This window comes from Vibrio hepatarius (assembly GCF_011806575.1).
GTDB classification, from domain to species: Bacteria; Pseudomonadota; Gammaproteobacteria; order Enterobacterales; family Vibrionaceae; genus Vibrio; species Vibrio hepatarius_A.
On sequence record NZ_JAATOO010000008.1, the window covers coordinates 154,272 to 178,922 of the forward strand.

General features: G+C 45.9%; 22 protein-coding genes. 16 read left to right on the forward strand and 6 right to left on the reverse strand.

The genetic code is table 11. The features are described 5' to 3' along the window. The first annotated feature begins 105 nt into the window (after positions 1–105). The 7 genes from HCZ42_RS08570 (at position 106) to HCZ42_RS08600 (ending at position 8,534) form a co-directional block, all read left to right on the forward strand. Positions 106–1,722 carry a glutamate synthase-related protein gene (locus HCZ42_RS08570; protein WP_303047955.1) on the forward strand — a complete coding sequence of 539 codons (1,617 nt, stop codon included), beginning with the start codon at positions 106–108 and terminating at the stop codon, positions 1,720–1,722. Between the two features lie 258 nt (positions 1,723–1,980). Beyond that, positions 1,981–2,499: an Hcp family type VI secretion system effector gene (locus HCZ42_RS08575; protein ID WP_053409141.1), complete on the forward strand. Its 519-nt coding sequence runs from the start codon at positions 1,981–1,983 to the stop codon at positions 2,497–2,499. Positions 2,500–2,624: 125 nt separating this feature from the next. Beyond that, positions 2,625–4,664, forward strand: coding sequence for a type VI secretion system Vgr family protein (locus tag HCZ42_RS08580; protein WP_167420297.1), 2,040 nt, complete (start codon positions 2,625–2,627; stop codon positions 4,662–4,664). A 14-nt stretch (positions 4,665–4,678) separates the two neighbouring features. Beyond that, positions 4,679–5,455, forward strand: coding sequence for a DUF4123 domain-containing protein (locus HCZ42_RS08585; RefSeq protein WP_167420298.1), 777 nt, complete (start codon positions 4,679–4,681; stop codon positions 5,453–5,455). Then, complete coding sequence (locus tag HCZ42_RS08590; protein ID WP_167420299.1) at positions 5,452–7,530, forward strand: phospholipase effector Tle1 domain-containing protein; 2,079 nt, start codon at positions 5,452–5,454, stop codon at positions 7,528–7,530. Before HCZ42_RS08585 ends, HCZ42_RS08590 begins: the two co-directional genes overlap by 4 nt. After that, positions 7,514–8,221: a DUF2931 family protein gene (locus tag HCZ42_RS08595; protein ID WP_167420300.1), complete on the forward strand. Its 708-nt coding sequence runs from the start codon at positions 7,514–7,516 to the stop codon at positions 8,219–8,221. Before HCZ42_RS08590 ends, HCZ42_RS08595 begins: the two co-directional genes overlap by 17 nt. A 28-nt stretch (positions 8,222–8,249) precedes the next feature. Continuing rightward, complete coding sequence (locus tag HCZ42_RS08600) at positions 8,250–8,534, forward strand: type VI secretion system PAAR protein (RefSeq protein WP_167420301.1); 285 nt, start codon at positions 8,250–8,252, stop codon at positions 8,532–8,534. A gap of 60 nt (positions 8,535–8,594) precedes the next feature. On the opposite strand, the gene HCZ42_RS08605 is transcribed toward HCZ42_RS08600, so the two are convergent. The 5 genes from HCZ42_RS08605 to HCZ42_RS08625 form a co-directional block, all read right to left on the reverse strand. After that, positions 8,595–8,966: a VOC family protein gene (locus HCZ42_RS08605; RefSeq protein WP_167420302.1), complete on the reverse strand. Its 372-nt coding sequence runs from the start codon at positions 8,964–8,966 to the stop codon at positions 8,595–8,597. A gap of 64 nt (positions 8,967–9,030) precedes the next feature. Further along, entirely contained in the window at positions 9,031–9,732 is a 702-nt protein-coding gene (locus HCZ42_RS08610) for a helix-turn-helix transcriptional regulator (protein ID WP_167420303.1), read from the reverse strand. Positions 9,733–9,926: 194 nt separating this feature from the next. Next, a complete protein-coding gene (gcvP, locus tag HCZ42_RS08615; protein WP_167420304.1) occupies positions 9,927–12,791 on the reverse strand; it encodes an aminomethyl-transferring glycine dehydrogenase in 2,865 nt (954 codons plus the stop codon). 123 nt (positions 12,792–12,914) lie between these two features. Beyond that, positions 12,915–13,295, reverse strand: a complete 381-nt coding sequence (gene gcvH / locus HCZ42_RS08620; protein WP_167420305.1) for a glycine cleavage system protein GcvH — start codon at positions 13,293–13,295, stop codon at positions 12,915–12,917. A 36-nt stretch (positions 13,296–13,331) separates the two neighbouring features. Next, the gene (locus tag HCZ42_RS08625; RefSeq protein WP_167420306.1) at positions 13,332–14,627 is read right to left on the reverse strand and encodes a serine hydroxymethyltransferase; all 1,296 of its coding nucleotides are present in this window, start codon (positions 14,625–14,627) and stop codon (positions 13,332–13,334) included. 372 nt (positions 14,628–14,999) lie between these two features. Here HCZ42_RS08625 and HCZ42_RS08630 point away from each other — a divergent pair, with 372 nt between their 5' ends. From HCZ42_RS08630 to HCZ42_RS08650, 5 genes are all read left to right on the forward strand, one after another. Further along, positions 15,000–15,623 carry a helix-turn-helix domain-containing protein gene (locus HCZ42_RS08630; protein ID WP_167420307.1) on the forward strand — a complete coding sequence of 208 codons (624 nt, stop codon included), beginning with the start codon at positions 15,000–15,002 and terminating at the stop codon, positions 15,621–15,623. A 259-nt stretch (positions 15,624–15,882) separates the two neighbouring features. After that, on the forward strand, positions 15,883–17,001 hold the full coding sequence (gene gcvT / locus HCZ42_RS08635; protein WP_167420308.1) for a glycine cleavage system aminomethyltransferase GcvT: 1,119 nt from the start codon (positions 15,883–15,885) through the stop codon (positions 16,999–17,001). A 106-nt stretch (positions 17,002–17,107) separates the two neighbouring features. Then, the gene (locus HCZ42_RS08640; RefSeq protein WP_167420309.1) at positions 17,108–18,133 is read left to right on the forward strand and encodes a S1 family peptidase; all 1,026 of its coding nucleotides are present in this window, start codon (positions 17,108–17,110) and stop codon (positions 18,131–18,133) included. A gap of 60 nt (positions 18,134–18,193) precedes the next feature. Further along, positions 18,194–19,219, forward strand: coding sequence for a S1 family peptidase (locus HCZ42_RS08645; RefSeq protein ID WP_167420310.1), 1,026 nt, complete (start codon positions 18,194–18,196; stop codon positions 19,217–19,219). A 160-nt stretch (positions 19,220–19,379) separates the two neighbouring features. After that, on the forward strand, positions 19,380–20,039 hold the full coding sequence (locus tag HCZ42_RS08650) for a LuxR C-terminal-related transcriptional regulator (RefSeq protein ID WP_167420311.1): 660 nt from the start codon (positions 19,380–19,382) through the stop codon (positions 20,037–20,039). 70 nt (positions 20,040–20,109) lie between these two features. On the opposite strand, the gene HCZ42_RS08655 is transcribed toward HCZ42_RS08650, so the two are convergent. Next, positions 20,110–20,373 carry a DUF3012 domain-containing protein gene (locus HCZ42_RS08655; RefSeq protein ID WP_167420312.1) on the reverse strand — a complete coding sequence of 88 codons (264 nt, stop codon included), beginning with the start codon at positions 20,371–20,373 and terminating at the stop codon, positions 20,110–20,112. A 304-nt stretch (positions 20,374–20,677) separates the two neighbouring features. Here HCZ42_RS08655 and rbsD point away from each other — a divergent pair, with 304 nt between their 5' ends. From rbsD to rbsB, 4 genes are read left to right on the forward strand one after another with little or no spacing between them, the layout of a single operon-like run. Next, the gene (gene rbsD / locus HCZ42_RS08660; RefSeq protein WP_167420313.1) at positions 20,678–21,097 is read left to right on the forward strand and encodes a D-ribose pyranase; all 420 of its coding nucleotides are present in this window, start codon (positions 20,678–20,680) and stop codon (positions 21,095–21,097) included. Between the two features lie 23 nt (positions 21,098–21,120). Next, positions 21,121–22,626 carry a ribose ABC transporter ATP-binding protein RbsA gene (gene rbsA / locus HCZ42_RS08665; protein WP_167420314.1) on the forward strand — a complete coding sequence of 502 codons (1,506 nt, stop codon included), beginning with the start codon at positions 21,121–21,123 and terminating at the stop codon, positions 22,624–22,626. After that, positions 22,623–23,606: a ribose ABC transporter permease gene (gene rbsC, locus HCZ42_RS08670; protein WP_167420315.1), complete on the forward strand. Its 984-nt coding sequence runs from the start codon at positions 22,623–22,625 to the stop codon at positions 23,604–23,606. The genes rbsA and rbsC overlap by 4 nt, the downstream gene beginning before the upstream one ends. A gap of 56 nt (positions 23,607–23,662) precedes the next feature. Next, positions 23,663–24,541, forward strand: coding sequence for a ribose ABC transporter substrate-binding protein RbsB (gene rbsB, locus HCZ42_RS08675; RefSeq protein ID WP_167420316.1), 879 nt, complete (start codon positions 23,663–23,665; stop codon positions 24,539–24,541). Positions 24,542–24,651: the final 110 nt, after the last annotated feature.

A 24,651-nucleotide genomic window follows, 5' to 3' on the forward strand; every position in this document is an offset into this window, starting at 1 on the left:
AAGCAGAATACATAAAACGGCAATACAGATGTGATAGCCGTCGCTCAATTTGCAGCAATCGCTATCTGAAATGAGACAGTCTTAGTGGTGGGTTTGCGATGACTCATGCTTTCGCCTTTACTGATTAGTAACCCTTTCAGTATTAAAAGTAACAATAACAAGGAAGCGTGGACGATGAGCAAACCCGTGATAGCAGCGAATAAACCGATTAAGGTGGAGCAAACACAAGGGCAGGAATACTATTTTTGTATGTGCGGCCGCTCTGGTAATCAACCATACTGCGACGGTTCACATGCAGGGACTGACTTTAAACCAAAGCGTTTTGTTGCCAGTGAAAGTGGAGAGGCGTATTTGTGTCGCTGTAAACATACGAAAAATCCACCATATTGCGATGGTACTCACAAACAGTTCTCTGAGGATCAAGTTGGCCACGAAGGTCCCGGCGTACAGCTTCAATCCCTCGATAGCTCACCAAAAGCGGCTGCAACGAAAGAAGAGCCGACCGTAGAGTTTATTCACCAACTTGCGCGAGAAGGGTTGTCAAAGGTAGGCCATCACGGACCGATGACGGCAATGGGGGTACCTAGGCATTTACTTCCGCATTGGGATGATATTCAAATAATGGTTGCGCAAATGGCAACGCAACCCTTGCAAGAAGATGTCCCGGTTAAGACGGAACTGATCATTGGTCCAAAAGCCAAAAAACCGTTAAAACTCAGCATCCCTTTGTTTGTTTCGGACATGAGTTTTGGTTCGTTGTCAGAAGAAGCAAAAGTGGCGTTAGCGAAAGGCGCTGAGCTGGCAGGGACGGGAATCTGTTCTGGCGAAGGCGGAATGTTACCTGAAGAGCAGGCGGCGAACTCTCGGTATTTTTATGAGTTAGCGAGCGCAAAATTTGGTTATGACGAAGCGAAGCTCAAACAAGTTCAAGCATTTCATTTTAAAGGCGGTCAGGGGGCGAAAACCGGAACAGGCGGACATCTTCCGGGAGCTAAAAATATAGGTAAGATAGCTCAAGTTCGTGGTATTGAAGCTGGCACGCCCGCTATCTCCCCTCCGACATTCCAAGACCTCCATACCGTTGAAGATTTCAAGAAGTTTGCCGATCGTGTACGTGAAGTTACTGGTGGTATTCCCATCGGATTCAAATTAAGTGCTAATCATATCGAACAAGACATTCAGTTCGCGGTTGACGCTAGCGCAGATTACATCATTCTCGATGGTCGTGGCGGCGGTACGGGCGCGGCGCCTGAAATGTTTAGAAACCATATTAGTGTGCCGACTATTCCAGCGCTTGCCAGAGCCAGAGCTTACCTAGATAAGATCGGTGCTAGTGGAAGGGTTACGCTTATCATCACGGGTGGACTGCGCGTCCCAACAGACTTTATCAAAGCAATGGCGCTTGGTGCTGACGGGGTCGCGATTGCGAATAGTGCGATGCAGTCGATTGGCTGTGTGGCAGCAAGAATGTGTAACACCAATAATTGTCCTGCAGGTATCGCGACTCAGAAAGAAGACTTGCGGCAACGGTTAAACGTGGAGAAATCCGCCAACCAGTTGAAAAACTTTTTTGAAGCGTCCACCGAGTTGATGCAAGTGATTGCGAGAGCCTGCGGACATGACGCATTAAATCAGTTTAATCTTAATGACCTGGCAACTTGGAACAGAGAAATGGCACACCTATCGGGGATCCGATATTCGGGGTTAGTGGATAAAGAATAGCATTCGACAACCTTCAGCCAATTGATGTGGCGGGTACTATCAGCCCGCTACTTTTCCTGACTGTCTTTGAGAAAAATGAGATCTTGCTTCGGGCGGTTTATTGCTCGCTTGGGCGACTTATTGCTCGATTTGAGCAATTGGTTGCTCATGGTGAAAAAGAGAAATAATTAATTAATTGATTTTAAAGATTATTTTTATTGGCATGACTTTTGATTTAGCTAGTTCGCATTTACTGAACTTAATTCAAAAGGAATAGCTATGCCAACTCCATGTTATATCTCTATCAACGGTGAAACTCAGGGCCTTATCACGGCAGGTGCGTGTACTGCAGATTCAATCGGTGATTCATACGTTGAAGGTCACGAAGACGAAATGCTGGTGCAACAGTTTGACCACAGCGTAACGGTTCCAACTGACCCACAATCAGGACAACCTTCTGGCCAACGTGTCCACAAAGCGTTCAAGTTTACCGTGTGCCTAAACAAAGCTGTACCGCTGCTTTACAACGCATTGGCGTCAGGCGAGAAGATGAGCGAAGTAAAACTGAAGTGGTATCGCACATCGATTGAAGGTAAACAAGAGAACTTCTTTACCACCACACTAGAAAACGCATCGATCATCGATATTCAATGTGAAATGCCACACTGCCAAGATCCATCGAAATCCGACTTCACGCAGAACCTCACGGTAGCGATGTCTTACCGTAAGATCACTTGGGATCACGTCAACGCTGGCACATCAGGTGCGGACGATTGGCGTAAGCCGATTGAAGCGTAAGCTCATATCGTATATCAGCCACTCGATCTTTGTTGCAAGGTTCGAGTGGCTTTGCCTTAACCAAAGCAGGGTAATGCTAGCCTGCTTTGGTTAAGGCGTTTGACGTTAGCCGTAAGGGAAATTAGATGACGACATTGCACTATACACTGAAAGTTGAAGGGTTAGACGACGATAGTTTAGTGGTGAGAAGCTTTGAAGGACGGGAAACACTGTCCGATGACAGCTTCTTTACTCAGACTATCGTTGGTTTTCGTTATGACATCAACCTAGCAAGTCGTCGTACGGATTTGTCGCCAGAGCAAATGGTTGATATGTCCGCCGAATTGAAGATCTACCGAAATGGTGAGCTATCGCAGCGCGTAAACGGAATAATCCGGCAGTTCACTCAAGGTGATATTGGCCATAATCATACGTTTTACGCACTAACATTAGTTCCTGCATTAGAGCGCCTCTCTCTTCGTCACAACAGCCGCATTTTTCAGCATCAAAGCGTTAGTGAGATCATTTCCATCCTGTTATTGGAGATGGGAGTGCAACACTATGCGTTTTCGCTTACTCGTGACTTACCTAGTCGCGAGTTTTGCGTTCAGTATCGAGAAACCGATTTGGCGTTTTTGCAGCGTTTGGCGGCAGAGGAAGGGTTAGTTTACAGCTTTGAACACCTTGAAGGGCAACATACTCTGATCTTCAGCGACAGTTCAGCAGTGTTACCTAAATTAGAAGCCCCAGTCCTGTATAACAATACGTCAGGTGGGGCGATGGATACCCCATTCATCGCTAACTTAGAAACTCATACTCGCTCAGAAACCTCTGAAGTATCGCTAAAAGACTACAGTTTTAAAAAGCCTGACTTCAGCTTCTCGCAAACCCAGCAGGGAGCCGATATGGCGTATCAGCGAGAAGGTTACCAACATTTTGATGCGCCTGGGCGATACAAGGACGATGAGAATGGTAAAGCGATAAGTCGAGTACGACTCGGATATCTACGCCGAAATGCCTGTATCGCAATCGGGCAGAGTAACTATACGTTGCTTCGTCCTGGTTACAGATTTTCGTTGCAAGACCACCTTTTACCCGAGATGAACCGTGACTGGTTAGTGGTGACAGTCATCTGCCGAGGTGAACAACCACAGGCGCTGGAAGAGGATGGTGGTGAAGGGGAAACAACGTACAGCAACCAATTTAAAGTGATTCCTGACACTCAGACTTGGCAAGCAACACCGCAACCAAAACCTCTAGTTGATGGACCTATGATCGCTATTGTTGTTGGTCCAGAAGGTGAAGAAATCTATTGTGATGAACATGGACGGGTAAAAGTTCATTTCTATTGGGATAGGTATTCTTCTGCAAATGAGTTGAGTTCTTGTTGGGTACGTGTTTCTCAAGGTTGGGCGGGGAGTGAATATGGTATGCTCGCAATCCCTCGTGTTGGGCATGAAGTGATTGTTGAGTTCCTCAATGGTGACCCGGATCAGCCGATTATCACTGGCCGCACTTACCACGCTACCAATACATCGCCCTACCCATTGCCTGAGAGCAAAACTAAGAGCGTATGGCGTAGCGAGACTCATCAGGGACAAGGGTTTAACGAACTGAGTTTCGAAGATCAAGCGGAAGCAGAAAAAATCTACCTACATGCACAGAAAGATTATGTCTCGGATGTGCTTAACGATCACACCACTCAGGTTAAACACGACAAACACCTGAAGGTAGATAATGATTGTTTCGAACACATTAATAATGATCAGCACCTTACTGTGGGTGGTGAGAGTCGCAGCAAAGTGACAAAAGATCAGACTCTGATAGTCGATGGCAGTGTTCATGCAAAAATGGGCAACACTTGGGTCAGTGAAGCAGGACGTGAAGTGCACGTTAAAGCGGGCCAAAAAGTAGTGATAGAAGCGGGCTCTGAACTGACAGTTAAAGCAGGTGGAAGCTTTGTCAAAGTGGATGCATCGGGTGTCAGCATTGTCGGGGCCGCAGTCAATTTGAATTCAGGTGGTAGCCCAGGCAATGGCAGTGGATATGCAGGTCAAACCGCCTTGTTGCCAAATGGTGTTGAGGCAATCGCGCCGCCAGCAGAAGCCAAAACGATTAACTACCAAGCGTTGTTGAAAGCTGAGCAATTGAATGTGCCAGCAGTCAAAACCTGTCCATTGCAGTAATGAGAGGCATGAGCATGAAAGCATGGATCACAGGGCAATCTGAACCAGTGTATTGGATAGCGACGGCTAAGTCGTACCAAGATGCAGTTAACAGTACTCCCTCTCTAAATAACGCAACCCCTTTGTTTACAGGTGACATGTATGCGCAAGTGATGTCTCTTTCTCCTTGGGTTGTGGCTCCTGAGTCGCTCCTTGATATCGATGATTCGATTCTAACTTGCGGGATTTTTATTACTTCAAATGCAGGGCTAGAGGATGTTCTCGCCCACTTGCGTAGCCTGTTAACCGCCGGCTTATTTGGAGAAGAAGTTTTATTCCGTTTTTATGATCCCAAAGTCATTTTCCCAATGTTTGAACTTATGAGTACTGCGGAACGCAATGCTTTTATGGGAAACACTTCTAGCTGGACGCAGTTTAATAACGATACGGCTTTGAGCTATTCATCGATTCCAAGCCCCGATTTTAAAATCTCAACTTCTGCATGGTGGGTGATCAAGGAATCGCACCTCACTGAGCCTGAAAACGTCGATGTTTTGGCTAAAAACTTAGAGCGCAGATTTTGGGAAAAACTGCCAGATGTCATGAATGTTGTCGACTCTCCCTTGGACGCAATTACAGCGGTTCTTATCGACAGCAAAGAGCTAGGATTTGGAGGCGATGAGGCTCAGTTTAGAGCCTTGGCTCTGATCGTTCATCAAGGACAGGGAAAAGCAGAAGATGCGGCACGGGCGTTGTTACTGTCTTCTGACGAGGAACAGAGGCTTAAGAACTATATGAAGGAGTGTGTATGAGGGCGCTCGGTGTCGATTCGCATTGTATTGTCTGTGAAAAATATACCCATTGGGTAGAGATTGTTGTGAGTGATGAGCACAATCAAGCGTTCCCTGACATCTCAGGTACTTTGATTGACGGAAGTGGAGCCGAATATCCAGTTACCGTTGGCGAAGCCCCAATCCTTCTGACCGATTTAGCGTCAGGAAGAGTTGAGTTGAAACTGGATGCGATATCTTGGCTTGAAGAAACAGAAAAGAGAACACCGTTTGAAGGCAGTGACTGCCCGGTGGATCTATGGCTAACAGATAATCCGCTAGGACATGAATCTAAGAAAAGGACTCGCCACGATCTAACTCTAGGTGATTTTATCACCGCAGAAGAAGGGAAGGACTTACCTAAACGCCATCAAGCACAACAATTAGGTGCGGCCAAACTGGTGACGGATAACAGCCATGTTGTCACGGTTCAAGGGTGTCGGTATATCACGCTTCGTTTAGGGATGTTTTTTGATGGTACCGCCAATAACACCTACAGTGCCAAATGGGGTAAACAACAACTTGAAGCACGATACAATTCTTGGAAAGCGTCGTACCAAGCATCAAAAAGCATTTTAGAGTCTAAGGGAAAAGCGGTTAACGAAGTACCTGCCACAGAACTTATCGACTCATGTTTTGATTTTGGAGATGTGACCGGAAGTGCTGCAAACGAGCTGACCAATATTCAAAAATTGTTCGACTTATACCAAACAGATACTTTTAATGAAGATAAAACCGTATTCAATCACGCCCAGTATATTACTGGTATTGGTACTGGGAATAGTACCGATATTGCACCTGCGGATGAAGATGAAATACCCGGTCAGTCATTAGGGCTTGGCAAGTACGGTGTGATAGCGAAAGTTGAAACTGGTATTGAGCAAGTATGTAACCAACTAGAAGACATAATTCTATTTATAGAAAATAACCATTTCCCAATTGATGGATTTTCAAAGTTAGAGTTCGATATCTTCGGTTTTAGTCGTGGAGCAGCAGCAGCGCGACATTTTGTTAACGTTGCACTAGATGGGCAAGAAGGATTGTTTTCCACGAAATTTATGGAAACTTGTAGGCTTAATAGAGTCGCTCTTAGTAAAAATTTTGACTGGAACAACAACAGTAATTGTGAAGTGGCGTTTGTTGGTGTGTTTGATACCGTTGCCGCAATAATGAATCCATTGACACTCGATATGTCGTTACATAACGATGACAATGATCCAGTCAGATTGTGGTTAGATCCTGAAAGGGTTCGTAAAGCTGTTCATTTAGTCGCGCACGAAAATACTGAATATCGGATTAATTTCAGCTTAAATAAGCTAAATCGAGCTCCACATTTTGATGAACTGATATTGCCGGGCGCACATTCAGATTTAGGTGGTGGGTACCACTCTAGAGTTGCGTATCCACAAAAAGATTATTGGTTACCACTATTGGAAAACCAGAGAATTAGGAAAGTATGGGATAGAGACCTACCAACTTTCGGTAAGCAACGACGTATCGATGTTTTAAAGCAAAAGCTGGAAGCGGTGAAACAACAAGAATTGTCTCACGGCTGGAATGAAAACAATTATCTTGTTACCGAGCCTAAGATAACTCGATCAGGCAGAGACAAAGAGTCTGCGAGTATGGAGCTTATTTACCGAACGTATACGGAAGGGGACCTGTCGCGTCTCTATCTACGTGTAATGTATGGTTTAGCGGAGTTTGCTGGCGTACCGATATATGACGTTGAAAAAAATAATTCGGTTTGGACATGTGTTGAAAGTGATTCAGATGCTCATCTTTATTATCCAGTTCCAAAAGAGTTAATGAATCACGTATCGAAGGAAAAGTTTCCATTTGGGGACCTTTGTGCACAAGTACTTGAGTTCGCAAAACGTGGTGAAGTGATTAATGTGCTGAAACTGAATGATAAAATTAGCGACTTTATGCAGCTAGGATTAGTCCACCATTCCTCAGATGAGGACCTAAACTATGGTCTTGTAAAAGGAAATGCACCTAATATGGTTGATAATCAATACAAACGTAAGGAGCACGAATGTGAAAAAGAGTTATAAAATACTATTCCCTCTTTTTATAATATTTAGTGCAACCTCTTGCGCCAAACAAAATTACCCTGATGACGAGCGTTATAAACCTTGGCGCATTGGTGCGGCAATCTCCTATGAGTTTTCTTCCGGTGTTTTGGAGGCATATGGAGTCAATAAAACAGAAGATTGGACGAGTGTGATGCTGCCTTATGGGAATTTGGTAAGCGGAAAAAGATTGAACCTAGAAAATTATAAGCGCAGTTCTTATCCGGAGTACGATGGTAACTCTCTTATCCTGAACAACATAATTAACTTTACCCCAAATCAGCTTGGTTTAGGTTTTAAGACACTACCAGAACAACTTTATGTTTACTGGCGTAATAATGGTACGGATTACGCTACGGTAGTTGATGTGACTCCCCAAATTAAAGCCGCAATAACTAAGCCTTATCCACATCCAAGCTGGCGATTTGAGGGCGAAAACTGCTATCAGACGGACTTCATTTTCGGTTTACTTCCAGATGGTAGAGCTAAATTATGGTTGGAAGGGTGCAACATTTATACCTATGTTGGTGAATACCAACCTACGAAAGTTATGCCGCCAGCAGACCCAAGTAAAATAAAAAACAAACCAATTCCTTGGGATAAAGTCAATCAAGTATGGTACGACAAAGAAAAGTACAAAATGCAAAACATCGACGATGTTGTAAAACTCTAACCCGATAATTGTTATTAAGGAGCAAAATATGCCTAAAGGTGCGTTACTTGGAGATATTGGGTCGGATCACGATGGTTTTCCACCAACGCCAATCATTGCAGGCTCGCCAACCGTGAAAATTGACGGAAAACCTGTGGCTAGAAAGGGTGACCCATTAGCCCCACACGATAAGCCGAAAAATCCGATGCATCCCCGTGCAATCAAAGAAGGGTCGAGCTCAGTGAAAATTGATGGCTTACCTGCTGCGAGAGTGGGTGACGCGGTCTCTTGTGGCGGTGTGATTATCGGTGGTTGTTCAGTGAATATTGGGTGAGTGTTTAAGCTCACCCAATCTACAGCTTGCTCCAGTACTAGAAGCCAGAACATACCTTGCTTATTCAGATTTAGGCGCAAACACTCGAATTCGGTGCTCGTCTGGGTCTAGAGCTACAAATGTTTTGCCGAAAACCAACTCTGTTGGTTGCTGAGAAAAGCGTACTTCTTTGCTTTTCCACTCTTGATAAAGTTGATTCAGTTCGGTTTCGTTCTCAACGATTAAGGATAGCTCCGTTCCGCCGCCACTCTTATTCGCTGGTGGTACCGTTTGGTCAAGCTGCTTTAAACCAAGGCTAAGATTGGAAAGTAATGGAATAAATACAAAAGTTGGCGATAGCACGTTACTTTTAGCATCGAAAACCTTGGCATAAAAGCTTTTGCTCGCCTCAATATCTTCGACGTAAAATACCACCGATTCAAACGCTAACATAGACACTCCCTAGTAATTGGTTATGGTTCATTGCCAATTTAACGGAGTGCACTGACAGTTTTTGTCAGTAGCGTATGTCCTTATCACGAATTCCTTGTTCCTGTTGCCATTGTTTTATTAAGACTCGTCGGTCAACAGAGTAACTGCCTTCATCGCAAAGCCATTGTTCGATTCGGTCAAGCCTGAAATGGCGGAACGCATTTTTGTTCTCACACCAAGAGACCAATACCTGATGATGTTGGAACAAGCCAACTAAAAGTGGCCATATCACTCGCTCGCTGCGGTTATCTTTCAAATCTAGATAATGGATTTTAGCTTTTTGTTGCTGCTTGATAGCATGCCTGATCTCCGATAACTGCCCACTTTTTGCCACTTCTTCTTGAGCTGGAGCGACTCTAAATACATCTTCGATGAACTTTGCTTTGTGGTCAGGAGGTAACACCGCTGATATTTTCGCTATCGCATTCCTAGCCGATTCTTCAAATTCGTCGCCACCTTGTTTGGCTATCCAACTTGCGCCTAACAAGAGTGCTTCCAATTCGGAGGTGGAAAACATCAGCGGAGGCAGAGTGAATGTCGGTTTTAATAAATATCCGACTCCCGCCTCACCTTGAATATCAGCACCTTGAGCCTGCAAAGTTGCGATATCTCGATAGATAGTACGAATGCTGACGTTAAGCTTATCCGCTAAGTGCTCTGCCGAAACAGGGTACTTATGGCATCGAAATAACTGCAAAAGATCAAGGAGTCGCTGGCTTCGAGACATAGTTGTGTGGTTCTAAAGTGAGTGTGGAGCAAGTATACCATTTTAACTGGGATGAGATTTGCGCTATGGATGAAAGAAGGGCATCTGGTTGTTGCCCTAAATAGTGTCTAAAGTGGTTTATATCCTGATTCATTCGGAACAAATAAAAAAGCGAACCATGTGGTTCGCTTTATGTTATTTATGCCTTACAAAGATTAATCTTCATAGTTATCGATGCTTGGGCACGAGCAGATTAGATTACGGTCGCCGTAAACGTTATCTACGCGGTTTACTGTTGGCCAGTATTTCCAAGATTTAGTTGCTTTCGATGGGAAACAACCTAGCTCACGAGAGTAAGGGCGATCCCATTCTGCTGCAGCAAGATCAACTTGAGTGTGTGGTGCATTTACTAGAGGGTTGTTCTCTAGCGGCCATTCACCGTTCTTCACTTTCGTCATCTCTTCGCGGATTGCGATCATCGCGTCACAGAAGCGGTCTAGCTCTTCCAAATCTTCTGATTCAGTTGGCTCTACCATTAACGTGCCAGCAACTGGGAACGACATCGTTGGCGCGTGGAAACCGTAGTCCATCAAACGTTTTGCAATGTCTTCTTCGCTGATGCCTGTTTCTTCTTTTAGTGGACGAATGTCGATAATACATTCGTGCGCTACGCGGCCGTTAGTGCCACGGTAAAGAACAGGGTAGTGAGGTAGTAGACGCTCCATCACGTAGTTCGCGTTAAGGATCGCCACTTTAGTCGCTTCTTGTAGACCCGCTTCGCCCATCATAGCGATGTATGCCCAAGAAATAGGTAGGATTGACGCACTACCCATATCTGCCGCAGACACTGCAAAGTCATCGCCTTCTACACCGTTTTCGATGTGACCCGGTAGGAATGGTGCTAGGTGTGATTTAACACCGATAGGACCCATACCAGGACCGCCACCACCGTGTGGGATACAGAAGGTTTTGTGCAAGTTCAGGTGAGATACGTCAGAACCAATGAAGCCAGGAGACGTTAGGGCTACCTGCGCGTTCATGTTCGCGCCGTCTAGGTAAACCTGACCGCCCGCAGCATGAACCATTTCGCACACTTCTTTCACTTGCTCTTCGTATACGCCGTGCGTAGAAGGGTAAGTGATCATGATGCTTGATAGGTTGTCTTTGTGCTTCTCGATTTTCGCTGCTAGGTCAGTCATGTCGATGTTGCCATCTTCATCACATTTAACCACAACGACTTTCATTGACACCATTGATGCAGTTGCAGGGTTGGTACCGTGCGCAGAGCTTGGAATCAAACATACGTTGCGGTGACCTTCACCACGGCTTTCGTGGTAGCGTTGAATCGCGATAAGACCTGCGTACTCACCAGATGCGCCAGAGTTTGGCTGTAGAGAGAATTCGTCGTAGCCTGTGATCTCACATAGCTTCTCTTTTAGATCTTTCGCTAGCGCAGAGTAACCAGCCGCTTGCTCTAGAGGAGCGAATGGGTGAATAGAACCAAACTCAGGCCAAGTGATAGGGATCATCTCTGCCGCAGCGTTCAGTTTCATTGTACAGCTGCCTAGCGGGATCATACCGTGAGTCAGTGAGAAGTCTTTGTTCTCAAGCTGTTTCAGGTAACGCATCATTTGCGTTTCGCTATGGTGTGTATTGAATACTGGGTGCGTTAGGAACTCAGATGTACGGCGTAGCGCTTCAGGAATAGCAGCAAACTCGTTGCTTGCGATTTCAGAAGACAGCGCGTTCACTTCTTGCTGAACGCCGAACACAGTAAATAGCGCTTCAATATCACCCGTTGTAGTGGTTTCGTCGAAGCTGATACCTAGCTTGCCATCTAGCTTACGTAGGTTGATGTCTGCCGCTTGTGCTTTCGTGTAAAGCTCTTCAGTTTTGCCTTCTGTGTTGATCGTGATGGTATCGAAGAAGCTGTTGTGTGCTAGCTCGTAACCAGACTTAGTCAGGCCAGCCGCTAGAATCGCAGTCATGTGGTGAGTGCGACGAGCGATTGTACGTAGACCTTCTGCGCCGTGGAAGACTGCGTAGAAAGACGCCATGTTCGCCAGTAGAGCCTGCGCAGTACAGATGTTTGATGTCGCCTTTTCACGGCGGATGTGCTGCTCACGTGTTTGCATTGCCATGCGAAGTGCTTGATTGCCGTTTACATCGATAGAAACACCGATAACACGACCTGGCATTGTACGCTTATGTTTATCACGCGTTGCCATGAATGCTGCGTGTGGACCGCCGTAACCCATTGGTACGCCGAAACGCTGAGCTGAACCGATAACCACGTCCGCACCCATTTCACCTGCTGGTTTCAGCAGAGTAGAAGCGAGTAGGTCAGTCGCCACTGTCACTAGCGTTTTGTTTGCCTGCGCTTTAGCGATGATGTCGGTTAGATCGCGAACTTCACCAGTCGTACCTGGGTATTGCACGAGCGCACCAAATACGTCTTGTTCTGGAAGTGATTCTAGTGAGCCAACTTGTACGTCAAAGCCGATGAATTTTGCGCGAGTTTTCACGACTTCTAGTGTTTGAGGATGAACATCGTCAGCCACAAAGAATACGTTACTCTTGCTCTTACCAGCACGCTTACATAGCGTCATCGCTTCAGCGGCGGCTGTTGCTTCGTCTAGCAGAGAAGCGTTCGCGATTTCCATACCAGTTAGGTCCATGACCATTTGTTGGTAGTTAAGAAGTGCTTCCAGACGGCCTTGAGAGATCTCTGGCTGGTAAGGAGTGTATGCTGTGTACCAACCTGGGTTCTCTAGCACGTTACGTAGAATCACGTTCGGTGTGAAAGTGTTGTAGTAACCCTGGCCGATGAATGTACGTTTGATTTGGTTTTGATCAGCGAACTGGCGCATTGCAACCAGCATGTCTGCTTCGCTTTTTGCTTCTGCAAGTGCTAGTGGTTTTTCTAGGCGAATTTGCGCTGGAACCGTTTCTTCGATAAGTGCGTCAAGGTTAGCAACATTGATCGCATCCAACATTTTTTGTTGGTCAGATTTGTTTGGGCCGTTGTGGCGAGCAACGAACTCATTTTGTGTGCTGAGGCTTTGAAGTAATTCAGTCATTGTCCTTTACCTACTCCATCGTTCGGGTAACGGATGTGTCGTTACTGATAAGGTTAGTTATACTTCCGAACATTGAAAAAAAGCTGCCTTCCGAAACGGGGGCAGCTTTCCTAATCTTCCTAATTACTCGTCTTCAATTGAGTTTAGGTATTCTTCTGCGTCTTTTAGGTTGCCTAGTTCAGATGGGTCAGACATCTTAACTTTAGCAATCCAGCCGCCTTCGTATGGTTCTTCGTTGATTAGCTCTGGGCTATCTTCCAACTCTTCATTGATTTCTACGATTTCACCGCTGATTGGTGCGTAGATATCTGAAGCTGCTTTTACAGACTCAACAAGAGAGAAGCTATCGCCTGCTTCAATTTCGTCTTCCACTTCTGGTAGGTCAACGAATACTACGTCACCCAGCATTTCTTGCGCATGCTCAGAAATGCCGATAGTTACTGTGCCATCACCATTGTCACGTACCCACTCGTGGCTATCTGCAAACTTCAGTGTGTTGTCCATTGCTTAATCTCCAAAAAATAACTTTGATTAACTTGTTTATTGGTAAAGAGGGAAGCGATTACACAACGTTTTCACTTCTTTGCGAACGCGTTGTTCTACTTCTGAGTTACCTTCTGGGTTTTCTACCAACCCATCCAGTACATCGCCAATCCAATTACCGATGAGCTTGAATTCTTCTGCGCCAAAGCCGCGGCTTGTGCCAGCCGGAGTACCCAAACGGATACCCGATGTAATCATAGGCTTCTCTGAATCGAACGGGATGCCATTTTTGTTACATGTGATCCCTGCACGCTCTAGAGCCTCTTCTGCTTTGTTACCTTTCAAACCTTTAGGACGAAGGTCAACCAGCATCAGGTGAGTATCAGTTCCGCCAGTCACAATGTCGCAACCGCGAGTTTGCAATACTTCGGCTAATACTTTTGCGTTATTGATCACCGAATCGATATAAGTTTTGAACTCAGGACCAAGAGCCTCACCAAATGCGACTGCTTTTGCCGCAATAACGTGCATTAGCGGGCCGCCTTGGAGGCCAGGGAATACCGCGGAGTTGATTTTCTTAATGATGTCTTCGTGGTTAGTCAGGATCATACCGCCACGAGGACCGCGCAGTGTTTTGTGTGTTGTGGTGGTTACAACGTGTGCGTGTGGTAGTGGGCTAGGGTGAGCACCTGTCGCGATAAGACCTGCGATGTGCGCCATATCGACCATCAAAATTGCATCAACTTCATCAGCGATTTCGCGGAACTTAGCGAAGTCGATGGTACGAGGAATCGCACTACCACCTGCAATGATCATTTTTGGTTTGTGCTCTAGGGCAAGAGCGCGAACATCTTCGTAGTTGATCTCTAGCGTATCGCGGTCAACGCCGTACTGAATCGCGTTAAACCATTTACCAGATAAAGCAGGGCGCGCGCCGTGTGTTAAGTGGCCGCCTGCGTCTAGAGACATACCTAAAATTGTGTCGCCTGGTTGAAGAAGTGCCAGTTTCACTGCACCGTTTGCTTGAGCGCCTGAGTGAGGTTGAACGTTTGCGTATTCACATTGAAAAAGTTTCTTCGCACGTTCAATAGCAATTGCCTCTACTGTATCAACGTGTTCACAACCACCGTAGTAACGACGGCCTGGGTAACCTTCTGCGTATTTATTGGTTAGGCATGTGCCTTGTGCTTGCATTACCGCTTTAGACACAATGTTCTCTGAAGCGATAAGCTCAATTTGTTCGTTTTGACGCGTGAACTCTGCCTGAATGCCGGCAAATACTGAGTCATCTGTCGCAGAAAGGTTAGTAGAGAAAAAGTTCTCTAGGCTGTGATTCTGATAAGTGTTGTTCATGGTAGAAGACCTTCCTATCGTGCTAACAAGAGTGTTTTTTGTAGGGGTACAGCTCTTGTCAGTCCTTACTTGTAATTGTTTTCTTTAAGGAGAAAACAACGTGAATTCCATGCCCCAAAACGACGGGGTAAAGCCGAATTTAATTGTTAAAAGCATCAACTCAAAAATTCGGAAACAGCATCTCTTCAACTAACAAGTTGGTAACATAGCCGTTGTTACCACAACAATCAACCAAAAATTTCCTATTGGAAACATGGTTTCTAATTTTGTTACCGGGAGCACGGTTTATTTATTGTTCGATACTTTTTTCTATGATCCGCTTCGTGCACAATGAAAATGGAACAGGAAGTAGCAGTCTTAAAAGAGGGAAGCATGTCTGAAGACATCTATGACGAGTACCCGTCACTGACTCTAGCGAAAGAGTCGACAGAGCAAAATATAGAGCCTTTAAAGCTAGGCCAACGCATCAAGGATATTCGTAGCAAGCTAGGCATTACTCTGGAAGAAGCAAGCCAGCGCACTGGGCTTGCGCGCTCTACATTGAGTAAGATAGAAAACGAGCAGATTTCGCCAACCTTTCAAGCGATGCAAAAACTGGCCGTTGGCTTGCAAATCGATATGCCTCAACTGTTTGAACCACCAAGGAAAAAAGCAGCAACAGGTCGACGAGATATCACCTTGGCAGGACAAGGTAAACCACACCCAACGCCCACTTACGAACACGAGCTGCTGGCCACTCAACTGTCAAACAAAAAGATGATGCCATTTAAGAGCCGAATCCATGCGCGTGAGTTTGAAGCGTATAGTGATTGGGTTCGCCATGATGGTGAAGAGTTTCTGCTGATTTTGTCCGGCTCTGTCCGCTTCTTTTCAGAGTTCTATGAACCGGTAGAGCTGCATGAGGGCGACAGTGTTTATTACGATGCCAATATGGGACATATGTTGGTGTCGACCAGCGAAGAAGATGCGCTCATTTTGTGGGTTACCGCGAAATAATCAGACTTAAATTGAAATTTCCTATAGTGAAAGCAAACGTTTGCTTTTGAGTTTTAGATGAGTACAATAGCGCCACCTTGAGCAATTACTGCCTAAGGTGGCGCTTTCTCTTCTGCACTTTCGATGTGAATTTAATGTTAAATGTCACATTTTGAACTGTTCCCAACTTGTTAATGGTGCAAAACTTCTCCACTCGTGTTTATTATTGGAAACAAGGTTTCCTCGAATGGAAAACGAACCTGATTAAATGGAGACAACAATGACTCAAGATCTACAAAAAACGCCACTTCATGCTTTGCACATTGAAGCGGGTGCGAAAATGGTTCCTTTCGCAGGCTACGATATGCCAGTGCAATACAAGCTTGGCGTGAAGAAAGAGCACTTACATACGCGCGACGCTGCGGGTTTGTTTGATGTTTCTCATATGGGGCAACTACGTCTACACGGCGAAGGTGCAGCAGCATTCCTTGAGTCATTAGTTCCTGTAGATATCATCGATTTGCCGCAAGGCAACCAACGCTACGCTTTCTTTACTAACGAGCAAGGCGGCATCATGGATGACCTAATGGTCGCGAATCTGGGTGATCATCTGTTTGTGGTCGTGAATGCGGCGTGTAAAGAACAAGATATCAACCATCTTAAAGCGCATCTTCCTGAAGGTGTTGAGCTGGAGGTGATCGAAGATCGCGCGCTGCTTGCCCTGCAAGGTCCTAAAGCGGTTGAGGTATTGAAGCGCTTCAATGCTGAAGTGGCTGATATGTTATTTATGGATGTGAAGACGTTAGACATTCTCGGCGTTGAATGCATCGTAAGCCGCAGTGGCTACACCGGTGAAGATGGTTACGAAATCTCAGTACCAAGCTCTCATGCTGAAGAGCTAGCTCGTAAACTGACTGATGAAGCGGAAGTAGAGTGGATCGGTCTTGGTGCACGTGACTCACTACGCTTGGAGTGTGGTTTATGTCTATATGGCCACGACCTAGATACGACGACGACACCTGTTGAGGCAAGCCTACTTTGGGGTATTCAAAAAGTTCGTCGTATTGGTGGCGAGCGTGAAGGTGGTTTCCCGGGCGCAAATATCATCCTTAACCAAATTGAATCTAAAGACGTCACTCGTAAGCGCGTGGGTTTGGTTGGTCAAACGAAAGCTCCAGTCCGTGAAGGCGCAGAACTGTTCGACGCAGAAGATAATAAAGTTGGCGTAGTAACCAGTGGTACGGCGGGTCCTAACGCGGGCAAACCAGTATCAATGGCTTATGTAAGAGCTGACCTAGCGGCTATCGGTACAGAGTTGTTTGCCGATGTACGTGGTAAAAAGCTTCCAATGACTGTTGAGAAAATGCCTTTCGTACCTCAGCGTTATTACCGCGGTTAATAGAATTGTCAAAATTATCGTTAATAGTGATAAAACCTCTCGACTGAGAGGTTTTTTTGTATGTATATTCGAAACTAGCCATAAAGTTGTAGTTAAGAGTTAACGAATGAAAAAAGTTGTATTCACAGCGGGTTTATTGACCGTACTAAATGCAGCAGCGTCAGTTGAAGTCACGCCTTACATCGTGAATGGCAATGACATTAGCGCAATCAAATATCCGTCTTTTGTTAGCCTTTTCTATGACCGTATCAATTATGATCGTCGGTACGGCGTTGGGCCATATTGTGGTGCGACGTTACTTGCCGACCAATATGTTCTCACCGCAGCTCACTGTATTTACGGCGATCAGGATACCCAGTTATTTACCTCTGCCGTGCCTCAATTGCAAAACGAAAGCGACTTCCCATATTCCGTTTTACAGCGCGTGATGGTGGAGGAGTATTACTACCCCGATACATACAATAACACGACCCTGCAAGATGATATTGCGATTCTAAAACTAGCGTCGCCAATTACTGCGGTGTCGAGCTATGCAACATTTGTCGATATAGCAAATATCGGTGATTACCGTAAAACAACCGAGGCATTTTATGCAGTAGGCCACGGTAATACCCAATCTAATGTGGATGACAGTGATACGCTGCAAGATACGCAACTGAGCTTTGTGGATAATGCCAATTGCAATGTGTATCTAAACGCTGATACGTCAGAGAATTTGTGCATGACGGGCGCAGCAACGGTTGTTTATGACAATGCTACGTGTCAGGGGGACTCGGGTGGACCGCTCTACTGGCAAGGTAGGCAAGTCGGTATCACCAGTTTTGGCCCGACTACCTGCGGTGACCCGGGAGTAGAGCCCAACTCGGTATTTACTGAGGTCGCAAGATACCACGACTGGATTCAATCTGTACTCGCCGGTACGGCGTTACCTAAAGTCGTGGTCAACGATCAGCAACGTGCGGAGTTCTTAGCCAGTGGTGGCGCTACGACTTCCTCAATCACGAGTACAGACGATGATAGCTCTAGCCAAAGTAGTTCCGGTGGTGGCGGCTCTTTAGGTGCGCTATCGATGTTCGTATTGGCTCTTATTGGCTTCAGACGTAAGCTTCACAGTTCACAAACGGCACAATAACTTCTCTCTTCTTTTAGGACTCGACTATATTTTAAGTCATACAAAAGAGGGAGAAGATCCATGCTTTGGCGGTTGAGCTTCTTTTTGGCACTGCTCGCTTGTACTTCGGTTAACGCAGTGGAAGTGAAGCCTTATATCGTAAACGGTACAACAGCGACGGTTAGTGATTATCCATCGTTTGCCAGCTTGTTTTACCGCGACAATACAGTCTATAGCACGCGCAGCTTCTGTGGCGCTACGATGATCAACAGTCAATATGTGTTGACCGCAGCCCACTGTGTCTATGGTGATGACGATATGATGTTGTACACCGTGGTTGCGCCGCAACTGCAAGACGAAAGCCAATTCCTCTCAAATGAACAGGCTCGCGCAGCCGAATTCTACTACCCAGATACGTTCATCAATTCTTCTGTTGAGTTGTGGCCAGACGATATTGCCATCATTAAACTAGAAACTGCGCTCTCTACTGGCAACTTAAGGTCTCTTCTCAATAGCTCGCTGAATAACAGTTATCCGCCCAATTCCGAATTTCGAGCCGTTGGTCATGGTTACATTGAAGATGGTGTTCGAGGAGGCACTGAATTACTGGAAACAGAGATGGATTACGTGTCGACCTCACAATGTCGATTTGAAATCGGTAGCAAAATCACCAGTAAACAGCTTTGCTTTGGTGGCGAGATCGTCAATGGCTTGCAGAACTCAACCTGTATCGGTGACTCAGGGGGGCCAATCTACTATTTCGACGGTATGCAATATGTACAAGTCGGTATTACCAGTTTCGGCCCAGTCTCCTGTGGTGACCCAAATTACAGTGTGAGCTCGATTTACACGGATGTGTACGACTATCAGGCATGGATAACCAAAGTACTGAATGGGGAAGTCGAACCTAAAGCGTACGTTGAGGTACAAAATGGCGTACGTGTACTGATTAACAACGATCCTGGAGGCGCCGATCCAGATGCCGTGAGTACTATCTTTAGCCGGAGTGGTGGCGGGGCGTTCTCTTTCATCAGCGCCATTAGTTTATTTGTGATCTTGATGCTTCGGAACGCGCTATTGATAGCTATATATAGGACTAAACTTTAATATTACGTTTTCTCAAACTTAAGAACTATTTAATAATTATTTGAATAATAAGTGTTTTTCGCTGATTTTCCACCAGTTTGAGTATGAGCGATATTGACTAGATAATGCTAAAAGTTAGATAGTCTAGGAGACCGAGTAACCGAGCTGGAGATTGACGATTATGGAAAATACCTATCGAATCACCCTTTTATCGGATGTGAATATGCAGTCGAACTTATTTAAGGATTCACTAGAAAGGGGGCTACAGCTCAAAGTTGATCTTTTAACTCTAGAGCAGCTCAGTGAATCTAATAATGAACATAGTCTCGGCGACGTTGTACTATTCGATTTTCAATATCTTGATGATGAAAAACTAAGCCAATATAGCCAAGCGCGTGCGAATTACGAACAACCGGCAAAGGAAATCGTAATCAACTGCCCAAAGGATGTCGCTTCAAATCGACTGTTCCGATGGCATAACTTAGCGGGCGTTTTCTATGTCGATGATGACATCGACCTTCTGCTAAGAGGGATGGCAAAAATTATGGATGGTGAGATGTGGTTGTCACGTAGAGTGGCGCAGGACTACATCGAGTACTTCCGATGTGCAAACACGGTGACGACTTCTCAAGCGTACGCCAACCTGACTAAGCGAGAGAAAGAGATCATGCGTCTGCTTGGGCATGGCGCTTCAAACTTACAGATCGCTGATAAGCTATATGTGAGTGAAAACACGGTAAAAACACACTTGCACAATATCTTTAAGAAGATTAATGCCAAGAACCGTTTGCAAGCTCTACTGTGGGCAAACAATAACATCTCACTTGAAGAAAGAGCCTAACCGCTCATTTAAAGTGAAAAAAAAGCTGCCAATTGGCAGCTTTTTCTAGTTTATAGGCATTGATCTGAGTTTAAAGAATGCAGTATTTAGCGTAGCTTGTCGCGTCGTTGGTTGACCAATCTGCTTTAGGCTTGTTTTCCAGCTGTTCACACCATGCTTGGCTGCCCACTGCATCAAGCAAAACACAATGTTTAGCGTAATCCACCGCACCTTGTGCATTCCATTCTGTCTTTGGCGTACTGTCCATTTCATCACACCAAGATTGGGTGCCAACTTCGTCTTCACACGCGCTTAAAGTCACTAGCGCAAACAACATAAATGTAATTTTTTTCATGTTTTGTTCCTGAATCTAATTGGCGACACTATACCTAAATTTTATCGATCAGTGTGTTTGCGGCAGGTAAAATTCATTCGTTCTTGCGATCTTTAAATATCAAATTAGTGAATGAAATCACTTTTTGAAGCGGTTTTTAGTTACTTAAAAGATCCATTTCACACAATTACTCGTCCCTTCTCGCAAATTTACAGATAGCTATTAAGATTTCATCGAAACGTTTCGATGAGTTTTCTGTCAGTACGAAAATGGCAGGTTTTGAAAGCTCTTGTTTGTCTAAACGTGAATGACATAGGTCGATGAGATGAAAAAAAGTACCCTGATTAACTCTGAACTTTCTTACTTAGTTGCCACGCTAGGACATACCGATGAAGTCACCATTTGTGACGCCGGACTACCCATCCCGCCATCGGTGCAGCGCATAGATCTTGCCCTGACTCATGGAGTCCCAAGCTTTTTGCAAACGGTGCGTGTTTGGTTGAGTGAATCTCAGGTTGAAGGCGTGATCATGGCTGAAGAGTTTGCTTCCGTCAGTCCACAGCTGCATGAAGCACTGCTGGAAGAGCTTGCTAGCGAGCAAGAGAAAACTGGCAAAACCATCGCCATTTCTTATCTATCACACGAAGAATTTAAATCTCGCTCTCAGCAGAGCAGAGCCGTCGTTCGTACTGGTGAATGCACGCCATACGCGAATGTGATTTTTCAAGCTGGTGTGGTGTTTTAAACCACACAAATTAAGGATTGAATATGACTCAAGCCATCTTACAACTAAGCGAGATTGAGAAAGCATTCCCAGGTGTGAAGGCGTTAGACAAAGCCAGTCTTAACGTATACCCAGGTCGAGTGATGGCACTTATGGGTGAGAATGGCGCTGGTAAATCTACCTTGATGAAAGTGCTGACTGGCATCTACAGCAAAGATGCGGGTTCGATTCACTACCAAGGCAGCCCAGCGGCATTTAAAGGCCCGCGAGACTCTCAACACGCGGGCATCAGTATTATTCACCAAGAGCTTAACTTGATCCCAGAACTCACCATTGCGGAAAACATATTCCTTGGCCGAGAGTTCACAGGCGTGATGGGACGCATTCAGTGGGACAAAATGTACGTTGAAGCCGACAAGCTGCTGGCGCGCTTGAACGTCAAACACAGCTCGAAGACGTTATTGGGCGACTTGAGTTTAGGCGAGCAGCAAATGGTGGAAATTGCCAAAGCACTGTCGTTTGAGTCGAAAGTCATCATTATGGATGAACCAACCGATGCGTTGACCGATACCGAAACTGAATCGCTGTTTAGCGTGATCAACGAATTGCGCGACCAAGGCTGCGGCATTGTGTACATCTCGCACCGCCTGAAAGAAATCTTTCAGATTTGCGATGACATTACCGTGTTGCGTGATGGCAAATTTATCGGTGAGTGTCAAGTTTCCGATACCGATGAAGACGGCCTGATTGAAATGATGGTCGGCCGTAAACTCGATGAACAATACCCACGCATCGACGTGCGTCACGGCGAAACTTGTCTTGAGGTGATTGGCCTGACGGGTTCGGGTGTGAAAGACGTCAGCTTTACCCTCAAACGTGGTGAGATTCTCGGTATTTCAGGCTTGATGGGCGCGGGTCGAACCGAGTTGATGAAAGTGATTTATGGCGCGTTGCCAAGTGAGCGCGGCGTGATCAACTTAGACCACAAAACCATTAATCCTGTAAGCCCGCAAGACGGCTTGGCCAATGGTATTGCTTATATTTCGGAAGACCGTAAAGGCGACGGTTTAGTGTTGGGTCTGTCGGTGAAAGAAAACATGTCACTGTGTGCGCTGGATAAGCTAACCAAAGGTGGTCGTATCCAACACAACGAAGAAGTGATTGCCGTTGAAGACTTCATCAAACTCTTCAACATCAAGACGCCAACCCGCGATCAAATTATTGGCAACCTGTCTGGCGGTAACCAGCAAAAGGTTGCGATAGCTAAAGGTCTAATGACCAAACCTAAAGTTCTCATTCTCGACGAGCCAACACGTGGTGTTGACGTTGGTGCCAAGAAAGAGATCTACCAACTAATTAATAAATTCAAAGCTGATGGGATGAGCATCATCCTCGTCTCTTCCGAAATGCCTGAAGTATTGGGCATGAGCGACCGCATTTTGGTGATGCACGAAGGTCGTATCAGCGGTGAATTTGATGCAAAAGATGCCGATCAGGAAAAACTACTGGCCTGTGCCGTTGGCAAAAATATTAACGAGGAAGCAGCATGAGTACTAACACGATGAGCAAACCAAATGAAACTGGCAGCAAGAAGCTGTTCAGCAAAGAATGGCTGATTGAACAAAAATCGCTGATTGCATTACTGTTCTTGATTGTTGTGGTCTCTTTCCTCAATCCGAACTTTTTTACCGTCGACAACATTCTTAACATTCTGCGTCAAACCTCTGTGAATGCGATTATTGCGGTAGGTATGACGTTGGTTATCTTAACCGCCGGGATTGATTTGAGTGTTGGTTCGGTACTCGCGCTGTGTGGTGCTTTTGCCGCTAGCTTGATTGCGATGGAAGTTCCGGTACTGATTGCTGTACCGACCGCTTTGTTTGCCGGTGCGGCACTGGGTGCGATCAGCGGCATTATTATCGCCAAAGGTAAAGTACAGGCGTTCATTGCAACGCTAGTCACAATGACGCTGCTACGTGGTGTAACTATGGTGTACACCGAAGGTCGTCCAATCTCGACAGGCTTTACCGATACCGCTGATGCTTTTGCTTGGTTCGGTACTGGCTACGCGCTGGGTATCCCTGTTCCAGTTTGGATCATGGTGGTGGTGTTCGCTGCGGCTTGGTATGTGCTTAACCATACTCGTTTTGGCCGCTACGTTTACGCGCTAGGTGGCAACGAGTCAGCGACTCGCTTATCGGGAATCAATGTTGACCGCGTGAAGATTGGCGTGTACGCCATCTGTGGTCTACTTGCCGCTCTCGCGGGCATCATCATTACGTCACGTCTTTCGTCTGCGCAGCCGACTGCAGGCATGGGATACGAGCTGGATGCGATTGCCGCAGTGGTACTCGGCGGTACCAGCTTAATGGGCGGTAAAGGCCGCATCATGGGCACCTTGATTGGTGCGCTGATCATCGGCTTCCTTAACAACGCTCTAAACCTACTCGACGTATCTTCTTACTACCAAATGATTGCGAAAGCGGTCGTTATCCTACTGGCAGTATTGGTAGACAACAAAAACAAGTGATTCATAACAGGCTCGGAGGAAAGGACTTCGAGCCACCCTACACAAGGACTAACACAATGAAAAAACTCGCAACTCTTATCTCTGCTGCACTTCTTTCGTCCACTGTTTCCGTTTCAGCACAGGCACAAGACACGATGGCTATCGTACTGTCTACGTTGAACAACCCGTTCTTCGTTACGATGAAAGACGGTGCAGAAGCAAAAGCCAAAGAACTGGGTTACGACCTAATCGTTCTAGATTCTCAAAACGACCCGAGCAAAGAGCTTTCTAACGTGGAAGACTTAACGGTTCGTGGTGTTAAAGCCATTTTGATCAACCCAACGGATTCCGATGCGGTATCGAACGCGATTCGCATGGCAAACCGTTCAAACATCCCTGTACTGACGCTCGACCGTGGTGCAAGCCGTGGGGACGTTGTTAGCCACATCGCGTCAGACAACGTAGCTGGCGGTGAAATGGCTGGTCGCTTCATCATGGAAAAAGTGGGTGAGAAGGCGAAAGTTATCCAGCTAGAAGGCATTGCGGGGACTTCTGCCGCGCGTGAACGTGGTGAAGGCTTTATGAACTCAGTGAAAGGTAGCGAGATGGAACTGCTCGCAAGCCAGCCTGCTGATTTCGATCGTACTAAAGGCCTGAACGTAATGGAGAACCTGTTAGCGGCCAACCCAGATGTTCAAGCGGTATTCGCACAAAACGACGAAATGGCGTTGGGTGCACTACGTGCGGTACAAGCGTCAGGTAAAGATGTGATGATCGTCGGCTTTGACGGTACAGACGACGGTATTGCTGCGGTGAATCGCGGCAAACTGGCAGCGACGGTAGCGCAGCAACCAGAGCTAATTGGTGCACTAGGCATTGAAACTGCAGCCAAAGTACTAAAAGGCGAGTCGGTTGAGCAATACATCCCAGTACCACTAAAAGTGGTGACTAAATAACTGACACCTATTAGGGCGAGAAGCCGTCCTTAACATTGGCGTGAGCCAAATTGTGTCCTCTCCCTCGTTGTAATCTGTCGTTTAGAGGGGGAGGGCCAATAAGCTTGTGC